The sequence below is a fragment of the Pseudomonas sp. WS 5412 genome (genome assembly GCF_012985615.1).
Classification (GTDB): Bacteria; Pseudomonadota; Gammaproteobacteria; order Pseudomonadales; family Pseudomonadaceae; genus Aquipseudomonas; species Aquipseudomonas shahriarae.
Genome location: NZ_JAARMB010000002.1, coordinates 205,246 through 220,629, shown reverse-complemented (window position 1 = coordinate 220,629; position 15,384 = coordinate 205,246). Strand labels below are relative to the sequence as shown.

Here is a 15,384-nt window from a genome sequence, read left to right as displayed (position 1 = left end):
CCGGGACACAATTGCTGATGTAAAAGTCAGCAATCCGCCCTGGGTCAGTTTTCAATCAGCACCAACAGACGTTATTACTTACTGAACCATTGACTAGAAGCGCACGCCATAGCTGATCCCGATGCTGGTTTCCGCACTGTTACCGAAAGCACTTTGACCAGTGCGCAGGGACCCGGAGAGGGTTTGGTTGCCCCCTAAATCATGTGCGTATCCAAGCGTCGCAAAGCCTCGTGTCTCGTGTCGCTTCATCACGCTACCCATATCAAAAGTTTCGACACCTGGAAGATCGGACGTCCCACTTAACACTGCGCGGTCCGCATCAAAGTCACGCTCAATACCCGCTCCCAGGAACAACGTGCCTTGCCTGGAAATGTGACGTTCACCAATCACTTCCAGCGTGGCAGTTGTGCGTTTCATGGAAAGCTTGTCGTAATTGGCATTAAAATCCGATCCAGTCTCGCTGTAGGCACTACGGCTGGTACGGTAGTGAGCCAGCGTACCGTTTGGCGTGACAAGCCAGTCCTTGATCTGGAAACCATAGCCAAGGCTGACGTGTGCAAAAACTGTCTCCAAAGATGCATTGCCGGTGGCCAGCATGACATTATCCAGATCTCGGCCCCGAGCGATTTTACCGCTCGCTCGGCCTTTGCCGAGTGCGGCTTCGGCCTGCATTCCAGTACCTACCAAGCCGCTTTCACTGTACTCGGCCCAAACGCTAGCCGCCGTGTTTGTTCCCAAGTCAAAGCCACTGTTGTTCAAGTTTGTGGCACTGATGTTGAGCGTCCCACCAACGGTCGTTTTGCCATCAAGGCCATAGCCAAGAGTGACTTGCCCGCCGCCGCTGTTACGCGATCCGATATCGTCCGACGTTGCGCCCGCATTCGTCACAACACCGTCGATGCTAAGGCACTTTTGACCTTCTTCTGCCAGGCAGCTAGCCCTCATCAACTGATCGGCCACAGATTGCTGCTGGGCCACCGCAACTTCGCTGTCATTAGTCAGCGCAGGGAACGAGATCAGGAGGTTATCAAAGTCCTGCATTTTGGTGCGCCAGATGAAGGCACGAAATAAGCCATCATCGGTATAGGAGTTCCCAACGATGATGCTGCCATCGGCCGAGACACCAGTTGCTGTACTGGATCCGGAGTTGTCAGCTTTAAGCGTGCCAAGATCAAGCATGCCTTTGCCGTCATCAATCCAACGAAACGCGCGATTGGCTCCAGAATCATTTTCGGCAGTTCCGACAATGGTGCCACCATCGGCGGATACGGCTGCCGCGTCACTTGTGCCCAAGTTGTCGGCCCTCAGGGATCCGAGATCGAGCATGCCGGTGCCATCGTCAACCCAGCGGAACGCACGAGATAGTCCAGAGTCAACTTCGGCACTGCCTACGATAACCCCACCATCGGCCGAAACGGCGGTGGCCGCACTATAGCCTAAGTTGTCTGCTCTCAGGGACCCCAGGTCGAGCATGTCTGCCCCGTCATCCATCCAGCGAAAGGCACGGCGATTACCATCATCTGTATCAGAGTATCCTACGATTACGCTGCCGTCCGCGGAGACAGTCTCGGCAAAGCTTTGCCCTGAATTATCTGCTTTCAACGTCCCGAGATCGAGCAGGCCGGTGCCGTCATCGACCCATCGAAATGCGCGCAGGTTATAAAGGCCACCGTCGTCTTGGGCATATCCTACAATGGTGCTACCGTCAGCGGACACAGCAGTTGCGTAACTTTGCCCTGAATTATCTGCTTTGAGCGTTCCGAGATCGAGCATGCCGTTACCGTCATCAATCCAACGGAATGCACGATAATCCATACCCCAATCGGAATCAGCACTGCCTACAATCGTACTACCGTCCGAGGATATTGCTGTGGCATGGCTATATCCCGTGTTGTCGGTTCTCAAGGTACCGAGATCAAGCATGCCAGTGCCGTCGTCAATCCAGCGGAATGCACGGCTGGTGCCATCATCAGTATCAGAGCTTCCTACAATGGTGCTGCCATCGGCGGACGCGTGCCGAGCAACGCTGCTTCCCGAGTTGTCAGCTTTCAAGGTGCCAAGATCCAGCATTCCGCGGCCATCGCTGGTCCAGCGAAAGGCGTGAGCCTCACCCTCATCGTTTCCAGCTTGCCCCACGATAGTAGAGCCATCTTCGGATATAGCATAAGCGCCGCTCACAGATAATTCGCCAGTGGCGAGGGAGCCGATGTCACACATTCCGCCTGGATAGGGAGTAGTGCCAGGTGGACAGAATGGACGCTCTACATTCGCATACGCATTACCATAAAAGGTAAAGCTTGCACTAACAGTTGCTATTACTAAAGTAGTCGGCTTAAGTATTGAGAGATATCGCATATGCGCAGCGCCAAGAGTTAGAATTAATCAACGACAGTAGTCATAGCTCTGAAGCTGTTCTATGAGAAATGTCTCAAATCTTTTGAGCGTGCAGTTTTGGGCTTTCTTGAGGGCATATCGCAGGCAGTGCTATGGGGACGTGACGCAGGTCGATCTGAATCGCCCCGGGTTTCGTAGACACCTCTTTGCCTTAAACTGAGGCCAATTAGGAGGTGCCATGAGCAACCCGCGTTACCCCGAAGAATTCAAAATCCAAGCGGTCAATCAAGTGACCGAAAAGAAGCTGCCTGTCGCTGATGTAGCGGCTCGTCTCGGCGTGTCGACGCATAGCCTCTATGCCTGGATAAAGCGCTACAGCAAACCTCAACAAGAACGGCAGCAAGACGATGATCAGCACGCTGAACTGCGTCGTCTGCGAGCGGAACTCAAGCGGGTCACTGAAGAGCGAGACATCTTAAAAAAGGCCGCCGCGTACTTTGCCAAGGAGTGCGGTTGAAGTACGCCTTTATCAAGCAGCGAGCGGGCGACTATTCCATTCGACGGCTTTGCCTGACGCTGAAAGTCCATCCCAGCGGTTATTACGCCTGGCTGTCTGAGCCGCAATCTGTACGCGCCAAAGACGACCAGCGACTGCTGGGTTTGATCAAGCATTCCTGGCTGGAGAGCGGCGGCGTTTATGGCTATCGCAAAGTCCATGACGATCTGCGCGAAGTCGGTGAGGATTGTGGTCGGCATCGTGTGGCGAGGCTGATGCGTCTTGAAGGTCTGCGCTCTCAGACAGGGTATCGACGCCGCCCTGGCAAATACGGCGGTAAGCCAGCCGTCGCCTCACCCAATTTACTGAAGCGCCAGTTTGATGTCGTAGAACCCAACAAAGTTTGGGTCACCGACATCACTTACATTCGTACGTATGAAGGCTGGCTGTATTTGGCAGTGGTGCTGGATCTGTTTTCTCGTCAGGTCGTTGGCTGGTCAATGAAGTCGCAGATGACCAGTGATTTGGCCATTGATGCTTTATTGATGGCGGTTTGGAGGCGAAAACCGAAACAGGGGGTGATGGTTCACTCCGACCAAGGCAGCCAGGGCGGATTCAACCGGTCGTCGCAACACTGGATTGTTGTACAGACTTTAGATACTCATTCAGTGCTTCGGCAGGTGTTTTCCATCCGAGTGTTTTTCGAGGTCTAGTGTTAAGTACGTGAGCTACCGCCTGTATTTCTTGGGCACTCCAACGAGAGAGGTCAGTGCCTTTCGGGAAGTATTGCCGTAGAAGGCCGTTCGTATTTTCGTTTGTGCCGCGCTGCCATGGACTATGTGGGTCAGCAAAGAAAACCTTTACTCCGGATTCGATGGTAAATCGAGCGTGATCCGACAGCTCCTTTCCACGATCCCAGGTCAAAGATCGCCACAGCTCGATGGGAAGATCAGTCACCGTCTTCTTCAATGCATTGGCCATACTAACAGCCCCATAGCCAGCCAGCGCCGGGCCGTTCTTCGTGCGGGGAATTAGCCCATAACCTTTCTCGCGAGGCAGGTGGACGAGCATGGTAAATCGAGTTGAGCGCTCGACCAGAGTTCCAATCGCAGAGCGGTTCAGACCGATGATCAGGTCGCCCTCCCAATGCCCGGGTACAGCCCGATCTTCTACCTCAGCAGGGCGACTGGAGATCATGACGTCCTCGCTGACGTGTGCCCACACTTTGGCCTGCGCTCTGGCTCTCGGCACGCGCAATGCTCGTCCTGAGCGCAGGCAGCTCACCAGTTCGCGCTTGAGAGCTCCTCGCCCCTGAATGTAGAGCGCCTGATATATGGCTTCATGAGAGATACGCATGGACTCATCATCCGGAAAATCGATCTGGAGCCGGTTGGCAATCTGTTCAGGCGACCAGCCATTGACCCATTTACGGTCACTGCGATGCGGTTTATTTCGACCTTTGAAGGGCGCTTGCCGAGGCCCAGAAATCTCACGACCATCGGCGTCTTGAACCTTGCCCTCAAGGCGGTCGCGCACGTACTGGTGCAGTCGCGGGTTAGTGACCAGTTTCGCTGGTTTCGGCCTCTTGGCCACCAGTTCTGCCTTCCATTGCGCTACTGACGCTCGATATTCAAGCCGACCGCAACGGGTAGCAGCATTTCGTGTCAGCTCCCGTGAAATTGTCGATGGGCTTCGTCCAAGGCGACGGGCAATCTCACGAGCGCCAACACTTTGCGCTCGAAGCAGCCCAATCTCTTCTCGCTCTGCAAACGATAAGTATCGTCCTGATATGTGATTCGACATGAATAATGGCATCCCGCCTCGATGACGGAACCAGCGTGTACCTACCGCTGTTGATACGCCAACGGCATGTGCTGCCTTTTCGCTTGTGATGCCTGTTGCTATCTGCACCCAAAATAGCCGCTCGATCTCATTACGAAGTGAGGGTGCACCTGGAGAACGCATAGCTCCCCGGCCCGTCAATTTTTGCATCCATCCTGCGGGTCGTCCCATAAACACCTCGATCAAGGTGTTGCGACGACCGGTTGAATCCGCCCAGTACAGCAGCTCTGATTGGCGCAGTTTTTTGAAAGCGAACAATTTGGTTGCCAGTATGAGTCGCCGAGGCAACTGTCATGACAACGCCGTGGCCGAGAGCTTTTTCCAGCTTCTGAAACGGGAACGAATCAAGCGGAAAATCTACACCTCGCGGCAAGATGCTCGTAGTGATGTGTTTGTTTACATCGAGATGTTCTACAACGCAAAACGCCGCCATAGTTTCAACAATCAGCTGTCACCGGTAGAGTTTGAAAAGCGTTACGCAATGAGTTTGCAAGGTGTCTAAAGAATCCGGGGCGATTCACTGTCTCTTGTTTCAGCGTTGCACTTACTCTATTATTTCAGGATGCGAAAAAACGTGACAACTCACTCACACCATTTAAAACTTAAGTTGGCCGCAGCTACAGTGACGCGGTCGTATTAGAACTTTAGGACGCAGAGAGCCGCCCATGATCACCAATACCTTTAGATCCCCCATAAAATCCACGTATTTATGGCTGCCGCTAGGTGCACTCTGCTCTATTGTTTTGTTAATCATTTATCTTAAGGTTCAAGACACGAAGGCTCAACATGAGGCCCGGCAGGTCGCCAACCTAGCGATGAAGGAAAAACTGGAGAGTGAACTCGGGAATAAAACCCTAACGGAGATAAAAGAGCTGCTCAATGAGGAGATTGAATCACTGGATGACCGGTCCAACCGCACCCACCTCCGAACATCAGCGGCCACCTCGGATGACAGCGACCCCGAAGAGTTCGAATTCGAGCCCTTCAGCCCAACCAGCGCAGCAGATATGCAGGCCAAATTTGACCTGTATTTAAACTCGCTGATGTTTGGACAGAAAATTGTCGGTGGTTCTTCTTATGTGCAAACTGGCTTTCGCGAGACTCACCTAAACGCCTTAGTCCCTGACTATGTTAAGTACCAGTATCCTCCCGTACAAATCAAGACCACATTGGTTCACTTTAAAGATGGCACCTCGTTAAGCCCAACAACCAATAACAGTGACGATGTCACTTTCGTCAAAGATAATAAGCGTATTGTCGCCGTTGACGTGTCGGCCACTTATACGTTACCCGGCTCCGTCAAGCAACTGACCTTTGAAGTGAGATCCAACGCCCGCAAGGAGGGCATTTCGCTGCAAGCGGTAACAGATGGTGAGGTGAGCCTAACTATGCCGCTCAATGAATACGACAAAATATTGAACGTGCAAGCGTTTAATGCTCAGGGTAAATCCCTGATGTTGAAAGATCACTCGTCATACACCTCGAATGAGTACTACATTGAAAAATACCATGCCTTCCTGCTGACAGCCGTTAAACATATAGACAGCGGCAACTTTAACAATGTAAAACAATTGCTAAGTTACTTGGTTGATCACCGCCCCTCAAAAGAAGATATCGCCAAAGAACACCCACCTGAAACCCTCGCCATGTGGCAATTCAGCGGAACGCCCACCTCAGTCGTTGTTTTTCTTAAGCCCACGTCATATCAGCGCACGTACAGCTTCACAGTCACGGAGGCAGAAAAAAAATACTACAACGGGTTGACTACTGCTGCCGACGACCACGGTGTTTACGGCCTGATTGATGAACAAGGAAATTGGTTGATCAAGCCAACCTATCATCGCCTAGCTCATAAGGTTGATGATTACTACGGACTCACGAATGCCAAGGGCGATGACCAGATCTTTTTATTGGATCGCGTAGCAAAAACAATGACCCCGCAGCCTTTCTACATCATGGATTCCACCCTATATCAAAATCGCTACGTAGTGATCAACAAAGAATCGGCAAACAACAATGTACAAGGACTGGTCGACACGACTACCCATAAAGTCATCCTGCCGTTGAAATACGACAGCATTGACATTGAAAGCCCGTTCATAACCACGAGCCAGCACCGCGGACAAAACGGTCGCAACGCACGGCAGCGTGAAGTTTATCTACAAAGTAATGGAGAAATGATTATTGGTGGCGAGTTTGATGAGCTGGCGATTAACAACTCAATCATTATCACTCGCAGCGAAATTCGCACAAAAAAACAGCTAAAAGTCAGATCGGTGCAATCTAAAGATGGAGGCGGTAATTACATCTATAATAACTATGACATTTACAATGCTGAAGGTAAACGGCTCAACTTTGAGCCCTATAGCGATATTAGTGATCACTTTGGTCTAGATGATTTGCTGCTCGTAACCGATATAAAAAACAACACCTTTTACATTGATCGTGAGGCCCGAAAATCCAATATTGATTTAACTGATTTTCAACAGGTTAAGCCATTTTCCAACGGTTTCGCGGCCGTCCAGGGTAACAATGATAAGTTTGGCTATATCGACACTCAGGGAAAGCTGGTCATTCCGTTTTTGTACGACAAGGCAGGATTTTTTTCAGGAGGAACAGCGTTGACTGAAGAGGCTGGCATTTACCGACTGATTTCGCCTAACAACACGTCCATCGCCATACTTTACGGTGACCTGAAAATATCTTCAGCCGGGAAAGATGGCGAAACGGCTCGTTATACCTTTATGACCTCCGATGCAAGAGAGGTTGATGATGTCTATACCGTGTACGATCAACGCGGAGGGGTGATTCCAGACTGAATCGCGCCGGCCGAAATGGATGAAGTGCAAGTACCCAATATCTACCCCGCTGGGATTTGCTGGTCTTTTTACTTTATCATCCGGCCACTGGCACTGTCGCAAAACTCTAAGTTTTGCGACACCTAAGGATGGCCTGAAGTAGGCCGCTATTTTTCGACTGCTGAGCCATAGGTGCTTTCAAAAAACGGCAGCCGTTCAAAACCGATCAAGTCTGCCGCCTATTCCATCCATTTTTTCCGCTGAACGCTCCTCGCAGCAGCTTCCCTCATTACGGACGCACCTCTCCTTCGCTGGAGAGCAAATATCGACTCGCCATCCAAAGGTTCGACAGGGCGAACAGCGTCACCATCTGGGCAGTGTTTTTCACCAAACCTCGGAAACGCTCTTTCGTATAACCAAACTGACGCTTGATCACTCGAAATGGATGCTCAACCTTGGAGCGAACCTGGGCCTTGGCTTTCTCGATCTTGCGCATCGCTTTGTACAGCGCGCTGCGTTTACCGTGTTTTTTGTAGGTACTGCGCCGGGATGCAATCTGCCAGATGACGTGGCGTCCCGCATGCTCTTCGCGCTTCTCGACACCGGTATAGCCTGCATCGGCGCAGACCACGCTCTCAGCACCGTGTAGCAGTTTGTCGACTTGGGTTATGTCGGCGACGTTGGCAGCGGTGACCACCACGCTGCGCACCACCCCTGACTCATCGTCGACACCAATGTGAGCTTTGACACTGAAGTAATACTGGTTACCTTTCTTGGTTTGATGCATCTCAGGGTCGCTTTGCGTAGAGCCCACCTTGCGTGGCTCCCAGGTCATCCTTGATTAAAATCGCAAGTTTTTCAGTGCCGATGAGCCCCGTTTTTGCTTGGTTATATTCGCGTAACGGAGCCAAAATTTCTTGGTAGTCGACCTCTTGAGGCGCTTCATTTATCTCTATCCTTAAGTCCACAGCGTTCTCCCTTGAGTACCTAGTGATCAAACGGATGCCCAACGATAGGGTCGCAAGTTTTCAGCGTCGGGCGAAATGCTGTTGGGGCGTTAAAAATGTGTGGTGGAAATAATTTCGAAATGCGTGCATCGCCGAGCTGAATTCGCGTTCGCGATGCCACGCCAGGCCGACGCTCATGGGGGTCACCTGATCGGAGATGGTCAGGGTTTCAATGCGCTTTCCTTCCAGCGACCAGGGGCGGTGCACCAGGTCTGAGAGGATCGCAACGCCGTTACCATTGGCTACCATGCTGCGCACCGCCTCGACGGAACTGGTGCGCACTTTGACGTCCGGCTGAAAGTTTGCGAGTTCCCAGTAACGCATTGCACTTTGTTCGGCTTCGTCGACGGTCAGGAGAATGTAGGGCTCTTGCGCCACATCGGCGAGGCTCACGGCCGAGCGCTCGCAAAGGGCATGGCCGCTGGGCAGCCATAGCCGGCGCTCGGAGTTGAAGAGCGTCTCCGAGACGATGTCCGGGTGGGTCAGGTTCGCGGTGAGCACCACTGCCATGTCGAATCGACCTTCCAACAGACCCTGCTCGATGGCCGTGCGTTCTTGTTCGTGCACTTCGATGGCCACGTCCGGATGCCAATGCTCAAGCCGTTGCAGGTGGTGCGGCAAGAAGTAACCGATCACCGTGTAGCTTGCCGCCAAGCGCAATACACCACTGGCGCGGATGTCCGGCAACGGGCTGTTCAACGCATCATCGACGCTGCGCAAAATCACGTAGGCCCGATTCAAAAAGTGCCGCCCGGCGTCGGTCAGGCTCATGCCCTGGGCCGAGCGCTGGAACAACAGTGTACCGAGGATGCCTTCCAGCTCCTTGATCGCCGTGGTCACGGCCGATTGGGAAATATTTAACTGAATCGCCGCTTGAGAAATTTGCCCGATCTCGGCGGTGGCGACGAAATAGCGAATCTGGCGCAGGGTCAGTGACATAGGCTCTCCTGGTGAGCGCGTATCTGTTTTTCAGAAGACAGCCTATCTGATAATAGATCTTCCCAAGGGGGAGAGGAGGAATCTAACGTGGCCTGCAAGAAGTCACAAGCGTTGGGAGCAAGCGTCATGCAGGCAGTAGATTTCAACTCGGACATGGGCGAAGGGTTTGGCCCTTGGACCATCGGCGATGGCGTTGACAATGAGCTGATGGGCTTTATCAGTTCAGCCAACATCGCCACCGGTTTTCATGCTGGCGACCCCAGTACCATGCGACGTACCGTCGAGCATGCCAAGCGTTTGGGGGTGGCTATCGGCGCGCATCCGGGGTTTCGCGACCTGGTTGGTTTTGGCCGTCGGCACATCAATGCGCCGGCCCAGGAACTGGTCGATGACATGCTCTATCAGTTAGGCGCCTTGCGTGAGCTAGCTAGGGTTCAGGGCGTAGCCTTGCAACACATCAAGCCCCACGGCGCGCTCTACATGCACCTGGCCCGGGACGAAGAGGCTGCGCTTTTGCTGGTGGAGAACCTCCAGCGTCTGGAGCCGGAGTTGCTGCTGTATTGCATGCCCGGTTCCGTGATCTGGCGGATTGCCACGGACCTTGGCCAACCGGTGATTCGCGAGTTCTACGCCGACCGCGAATACGACCTCAGCGGCTCCATCGTCTTCACCCGCAACGTGCGGGCTTACGACCCGATCCAGGTCTCCGAGCGAGTGCTGCGTGCTTGCCAACTAGGCGTGGTGCGCACCGTCGAGGGCGAGGACCTAGCGATTGAATTCGATTCCATCTGTTTGCACAGCGATACGCCGGGCGCCCTGGCGTTGGTCGAAGCAACCCGTCGTGCCCTCGATGACGCGTGTATAGAGGTCCGATCACCGCGCTGAGACCGAATAAAAATACTTGGCACACACACGTCTGGGTTTGCCCACCCAGGTACTTTTTTGCCTGCCTTTCTACAACTAATCCAAGAGGAACAGACATGGCCGAACATAGTGTAATCACCCCGTTGCCGGGGTCCTTCTACCGCAAAGCGACTCCGGAATCGGCGAACTACGTCGAAGTGGGCGCTCAGGTCAGCGCCGATACGGTGATTGGCCTGATCGAGGTCATGAAGCAGTTCTCCGAACTGACCGCCGGGACGGCCGGTCGTCTCAGCGCATTCCTGGTAGAAGACGGTGATCCGGTGGAGCCGGGTCAAGTCATCGCAACACTCGACGTCGAGTGAGGGCGCGATCATGACCCGAGGTATTCATAAATTACTGATCGCCAACCGTGGCGAGATCGCGGTGCGGATTATTCGTGCCGCCAAGGCGCTCGGGATTCCCACCGTGGCGGCGTGCAGCGAGGCGGACGTCGACTCCCAGGCGGCGCGCATGGCCGATGAAGTGCACATTCTCGGCCCGGCCCGTGCTGACAAAAGTTACCTGAACGTAGAAGCCTTGCTCGGTGCCTTGAAATCCACGGGCGCCAACGCAGTGCATCCCGGTTATGGTTTTCTGTCGGAGAACGCCGATTTCGCCGAAGCAGTCGTGTCTGCCGGTGCCATTTTCGTCGGCCCGAGCGCGGAGACGATCCGGCGCATGGGTGATAAAGCCGAGGCTCGGCGCACGGCGCAAGCCGCTGGCGTACCGGTGGTGCCGGGTTCGCCGGGTGAACTGTTCGACGTTGAATCGGCGCTCAAGGCTGCCGAATCCGTTGGTTTCCCGCTGCTGATCAAAGCTTCGGCCGGTGGCGGCGGGCGCGGTATTCGGCTGGCGGAAAATACCGAGCAATTGAGTGAAGAGTTCCCCCGTTCCCAGCGCGAAGCCCAAGCGGCGTTTGGCAATGGAGCGGTGTACCTGGAGCGGTTTATTAGTAGGGCCCGGCATATTGAAGTGCAGGTACTGGGCGACGGTCATCACGCCGTGCATTTGTTCGAGCGCGAATGCTCGTTGCAACGGCGCCGGCAGAAAATCTTTGAGGAGGCGCCGTCGCCAGCCCTCAGCCAGCAGCAACGAGAGACCCTCTGCGAAAGCGCCGTGCGTCTGACCGAATCTTTGGGCTACAAGGGCGCCGGTACTCTGGAGTACCTGTATGACGACGCCACCGGGGAGTTCTTCTTTATCGAGATGAACACGCGGATTCAAGTGGAGCACCCGGTCAGTGAACTGATCACCGGCATCGACTTGGTCCAGGCCATGTTACGCATCGCGGGGGGCGAGCCGCTCGGCTTCAAGCAGAGCGACATCCGACTCAACGGCGCCGCCTTGCAAATGCGCCTGAACGCCGAAGACCCGGCGCGGGATTTCTTCCCAAGTCCAGGCCTGGTCGAGGAACTGATCTGGCCGAACGGCGAGGGCATTCGCGTCGATACGCATCTGTATCCAGGCTATCGCGTGCCGCCGTACTACGACTCGCTGCTGGCCAAACTGATTGTTCACGGCGCGGATCGCGCTGAAGCCCTAGGCCGAGCGCGAGTCGCGGTGGCAAACACCACGCTTACCGGCATGGCCAACACCTTGGCGTTGCACGGCGAATTGCTGGAACAACCCTGGTTGCACAACGCCGACTTTCACACGGGCACGCTGGAAACCTGGTTGGCCGAGCGCGGCAATGGAGGCGAATCATGAGTACTCCCGTCCGCTACAGCTTTGGCGCTGATGAACATTTGTTTGCCGAAGTCAGTGACAGCATGTCCCTGGACGCCTTCTTCAAAGGCCTGGCCATCACCCGCGCCGTGGAACGGTTGGCTCTGGATGGTGTGCTCGATATCTGCCTGGCTAACGCATCATTCCAGATTCGTTTTGACCCGGATCGCATCGCCCCTCACTCCTTGCTCGAAGCGGTACAAATCGCCGAGGCCGGGGCCGTCGCGGAGCGCACGTTGCAGACGCGGATCATCGAGATCCCCGTGCTCTATAACGATCCCTGGACCCACGAAACCCTGATGCGTTTTCGCGACCGCCATCAAGACCCGAGCGCCACGGACCTGGAATACGCCGCACGCATCAACGGCCTGGCCGACGTCGATGCATTCATCGCGGCCCACAGTGGCGCACCGTGGTTTGTCTCGATGGTGGGCTTCGTTGCCGGGTTGCCGTTCATGTTCCAGATGGTTGAGCGTGAGCGCCAGTTGCAAGTGCCTAAATACCTGCGCCCGCGCACCGATACGCCAAAATTGACCCTTGGCCACGGCGGTTGCTTTGGATGCATTTATTCGGTGCGCGGCGCCGGCGGCTATCAGATGTTTGGCGTTACGCCCGCGCCGATCTACGACCCGCAACAGAACCTTGCGTACCTGAAAGAACACATGGTGTTTTTCCGTCCAGGCGACATTGTGCAGTTCAAACCGATGGACCGCGAAGCCTACGACCACGCGGTCGCCGAAGTGGAAGCTGGTTGCTTCGAGCTGCGGATTCGACCGGTCGAGTTTTCGCTGGACGCGTTCCTTGCCGATCCTGTCGGCTATCCCAAGTCGCTGCAGGAGGTATTGGCATGATCAAGGTCCTCAAACCCGGCCTCGCCACTTCTGTGCAGGACCTGGGTCGCGAAGGGTATTACCACTTGGGTATTCCGCCGTCCGGCGCGCTTGATCAATACGCCTTGAGCGTGGCCAATCAATTGGTCGGCAACCCCGCAGGAGCGGCGGCCCTGGAGTGCACCTTGCTGGGCCCTGAGTTGGAGTTTCAGCAGGATGCACTGGTGGCGGTCAGTGGCGCGCACATGACGCCACGGGTCGATGGCGTGGAAATGCACCACGACACCGCGTTCACAGTGAAGGCCGGGCAAGTGCTGCGCTTTGACTTTCCCAAGGCCGGTGCCCGCACTTATGTGGCGGTGGCCGGCGGCATTGATGTGCCGGTGGTGCTCGGCAGTCGATCCACCTATGCGCTCGGTGCGCTCGGCGGTTTTCAGGGGCGACGCCTGATCGCGGGGGACGAATTGCCGGTCGGTATCGCCAGTGGCAAGGGGCTCGCCGGGGCCAGTTTGCCCATGGCGTTACGGCAAGCATTGGGGGGCGAAATCACCCTGCGGGTAGTGCCCGGTTTGTACTACCACCGTTTGACCGAATCGGCGGCGCAGAGCTTTTTCGCCGAACCGTGGACGGTCGGTTCGGAAGCGGACCGCATCGGCTATCGCTTCAAGGGTGGCAGCGCGCTGAGCTTTCAGCCCCGCGAGCAGCCATTCGGCGCCGGTTCCGATCCGTCGAACATCGTCGATAGTTGCTATCCGATCGGCTCGATCCAGGTGCCCGCCGGGCTTGAACCCATTGTGTTGCACCGTGATGCGGTGTCCGGTGGCGGCTACGCGATGATTGGCACAGTGATTAGCGCCGACCTCGATTTGATCGGCCAGATGCAACCCAACCAGAAAGCCCGCTTTGTCGCGGTGACCCTCGAAGAGGCGCTGGAAGCGCGACGATCTTATAAGAAAAAACTCAGCTGCCTGAGCAAGCTGTTCCCTTCCTGATCCTGCCCGCCGCATAGCGCGGGCCATGCCAAACGGTATGCCAACGCCGTACTTCGGTGCGGTGACGGCTGCCCGCGCTTCAACCTTTGACTGGTTTTGGAGTTCACGCATATGGCTGCTTTATCGCAATCGAATCAAACCGGGCAAGATCCGGCCCATCAGCCCGTCCCGACCGAAGCACGCATGGGGCGACTATCCCTGACTATGGCTTGGTGGGCGGTGTGCAGTGCGATGTTTTACATCGTCGTGGGTGCGTCATTGGCGTTGTCGTTCGGAACGCGCAATGCGCTGATCGGCATGGTCCTGTCGGTGATCAGCTATGGACTGATCAACAGCGTGCTCAGCCGCTTTGCGATTCGCAGCGGTCTGTCGGTGGCGTTGTTTTCACGACTACTGTTCGGCAGCACTGGGGCGTGTCTGGCGACGCTGATTTTCTTCTCGACCGCAATCTATTACGCAGTGTTTGAAGGTTCGGTGATCGCCGTGGCGCTCAACCACCTCTATCCGCAATTGGCCTATCCGCTTGCCGCACTGGTAGTGGTGTTCTACAGCGTGCCGCTGATACTGGGTAGCGTGCAGCACTGGCTGGACAAGCTTAACGGCGTGTTGCTCCCGGTGTACCTCGCAGGTTTGCTGGTGGCGGTGGGGCTATCGATCAGCCGGTATGGCTACCAGCCTCAATGGCTGGATTTCGGCCCGGCAACGCCGAGTGCATTCGGCTGGTGGGATTGCTTTGTCGCTTACATGGGCGTCTGGGTGCTGATGCTGTTCACCTTTGACTACGCACGTTTTGGCAAGCCTGAAGACGCCGAATACCACGGTCGCTGGAACTTTGGCATGCCATTCTACGCGGTGACGTTTCTGCTCAACGGCGCGGCGGGGATCTATCTGGTGAGTAGCATTCCCCATGAAGGTGCGCTGAGCGAAGTGTCAGTAGTGATGGCGATTCTGCAGTTGATGGGCCTGTGGGGGTTGCTGTTCGTCTGGGCTACGCAAACCCGGATCAACACCGCCAATTACTACTTGGCGACGCTGAATATGCAGGCGTTCTTCGGGCGTTCTGGCGCGCGCGGTTCATACCTGATGTGGGCAATAGTGGTCGGTGTGATCGTCTACGGGTTGATGCTGGCGGATGTGTTTGCCTACCTCCTCAAAGCGTTGGCGTATCAGGGGATTTTCGTGGTGGCCTGGGTCGGCGTGGCGTTGGCCAAGATCCTCTGCGAGCACAGTGATGTGAAGGCGCTTGAGCGGGTGGCAGCCTTCAATCCGGTGGGTTTGACCGCATGGTTTGGGGCTACAGCACTGGGACTGGCGTTGATGTTTGCAGGCGGTGAGCTGAGCCGCTTTTCCGCCCCCTCTACCGTGATCGTTGCGTTTGCATTGCAGGCAGGCTTGTCCCGCCTAAGCCATTCACGGTGGAGGTACGCAGAATAGGATTTTACGTCGGACTCACCGGCACCCACGGAGCAGGGCGGGCGCCGGTAGGCTGATCCGACTTCATTCCACTTGGGTTTTCCT

10 protein-coding genes and 3 pseudogenes are annotated in these 15,384 nt (G+C 55.4%); 9 read left to right on the top strand and 4 right to left on the bottom strand.

The features are described from left to right. Positions 1-93 precede the first annotated feature (93 nt). Positions 94-2,178, bottom strand: coding sequence for an autotransporter domain-containing protein (locus HBR94_RS03970; RefSeq protein ID WP_170044194.1), 2,085 nt, complete (start codon positions 2,176-2,178; stop codon positions 94-96). Between the two features lie 394 nt (positions 2,179-2,572). On the opposite strand from HBR94_RS03970, the pseudogene HBR94_RS03965 reads away from it, so the two are divergent. Then, positions 2,573-3,438 (top strand): annotated as a pseudogene (locus HBR94_RS03965) (IS3 family transposase); the annotation flags it as partial. A gap of 7 nt (positions 3,439-3,445) precedes the next feature. Here HBR94_RS03965 and HBR94_RS03960 read toward each other — a convergent pair. Then, the gene (locus HBR94_RS03960; protein ID WP_170044298.1) at positions 3,446-4,822 is read right to left on the bottom strand and encodes an IS30 family transposase; all 1,377 of its coding nucleotides are present in this window, start codon (positions 4,820-4,822) and stop codon (positions 3,446-3,448) included. 61 nt (positions 4,823-4,883) lie between these two features. On the opposite strand from HBR94_RS03960, the pseudogene HBR94_RS03955 reads away from it, so the two are divergent. Both HBR94_RS03955 and HBR94_RS03950 read left to right on the top strand, forming a co-directional pair. After that, positions 4,884-5,174 (top strand): annotated as a pseudogene (locus HBR94_RS03955) (IS3 family transposase); the annotation flags it as partial. A 163-nt stretch (positions 5,175-5,337) separates the two neighbouring features. Continuing rightward, positions 5,338-7,491, top strand: a complete 2,154-nt coding sequence (locus HBR94_RS03950) for a WG repeat-containing protein (protein WP_170044193.1) — start codon at positions 5,338-5,340, stop codon at positions 7,489-7,491. A gap of 268 nt (positions 7,492-7,759) precedes the next feature. Here the strand turns inward: HBR94_RS03950 and HBR94_RS03945 are convergent. After that, positions 7,760-8,266: pseudogene (locus HBR94_RS03945) on the bottom strand (IS5 family transposase); the annotation flags it as partial. A gap of 232 nt (positions 8,267-8,498) precedes the next feature. Next, positions 8,499-9,416, bottom strand: coding sequence for a LysR family transcriptional regulator (locus HBR94_RS03940; protein ID WP_057440882.1), 918 nt, complete (start codon positions 9,414-9,416; stop codon positions 8,499-8,501). Positions 9,417-9,542: 126 nt separating this feature from the next. Here HBR94_RS03940 and HBR94_RS03935 point away from each other — a divergent pair, with 126 nt between their 5' ends. From HBR94_RS03935 to HBR94_RS03910, 6 genes are all read left to right on the top strand, one after another. Beyond that, positions 9,543-10,301: a 5-oxoprolinase subunit PxpA gene (locus HBR94_RS03935; protein WP_170044192.1), complete on the top strand. Its 759-nt coding sequence runs from the start codon at positions 9,543-9,545 to the stop codon at positions 10,299-10,301. Between the two features lie 95 nt (positions 10,302-10,396). Continuing rightward, on the top strand, positions 10,397-10,642 hold the full coding sequence (locus tag HBR94_RS03930) for an acetyl-CoA carboxylase (protein WP_057440886.1): 246 nt from the start codon (positions 10,397-10,399) through the stop codon (positions 10,640-10,642). A gap of 10 nt (positions 10,643-10,652) precedes the next feature. Next, positions 10,653-12,026 (top strand): acetyl-CoA carboxylase biotin carboxylase subunit, encoded by a 1,374-nt coding sequence (locus tag HBR94_RS03925; RefSeq protein ID WP_170044191.1) that lies wholly within the window; start codon positions 10,653-10,655, stop codon positions 12,024-12,026. Beyond that, the gene (locus tag HBR94_RS03920) at positions 12,023-12,895 is read left to right on the top strand and encodes an allophanate hydrolase subunit 1 (RefSeq protein ID WP_170044190.1); all 873 of its coding nucleotides are present in this window, start codon (positions 12,023-12,025) and stop codon (positions 12,893-12,895) included. The genes HBR94_RS03925 and HBR94_RS03920 overlap by 4 nt, the downstream gene beginning before the upstream one ends. Beyond that, the gene (locus HBR94_RS03915; protein WP_057440889.1) at positions 12,892-13,866 is read left to right on the top strand and encodes a biotin-dependent carboxyltransferase family protein; all 975 of its coding nucleotides are present in this window, start codon (positions 12,892-12,894) and stop codon (positions 13,864-13,866) included. Before HBR94_RS03920 ends, HBR94_RS03915 begins: the two co-directional genes overlap by 4 nt. 111 nt (positions 13,867-13,977) lie before the next feature. Beyond that, the gene (locus tag HBR94_RS03910) at positions 13,978-15,300 is read left to right on the top strand and encodes an allantoin permease (protein ID WP_170044189.1); all 1,323 of its coding nucleotides are present in this window, start codon (positions 13,978-13,980) and stop codon (positions 15,298-15,300) included. Positions 15,301-15,384: the final 84 nt, after the last annotated feature.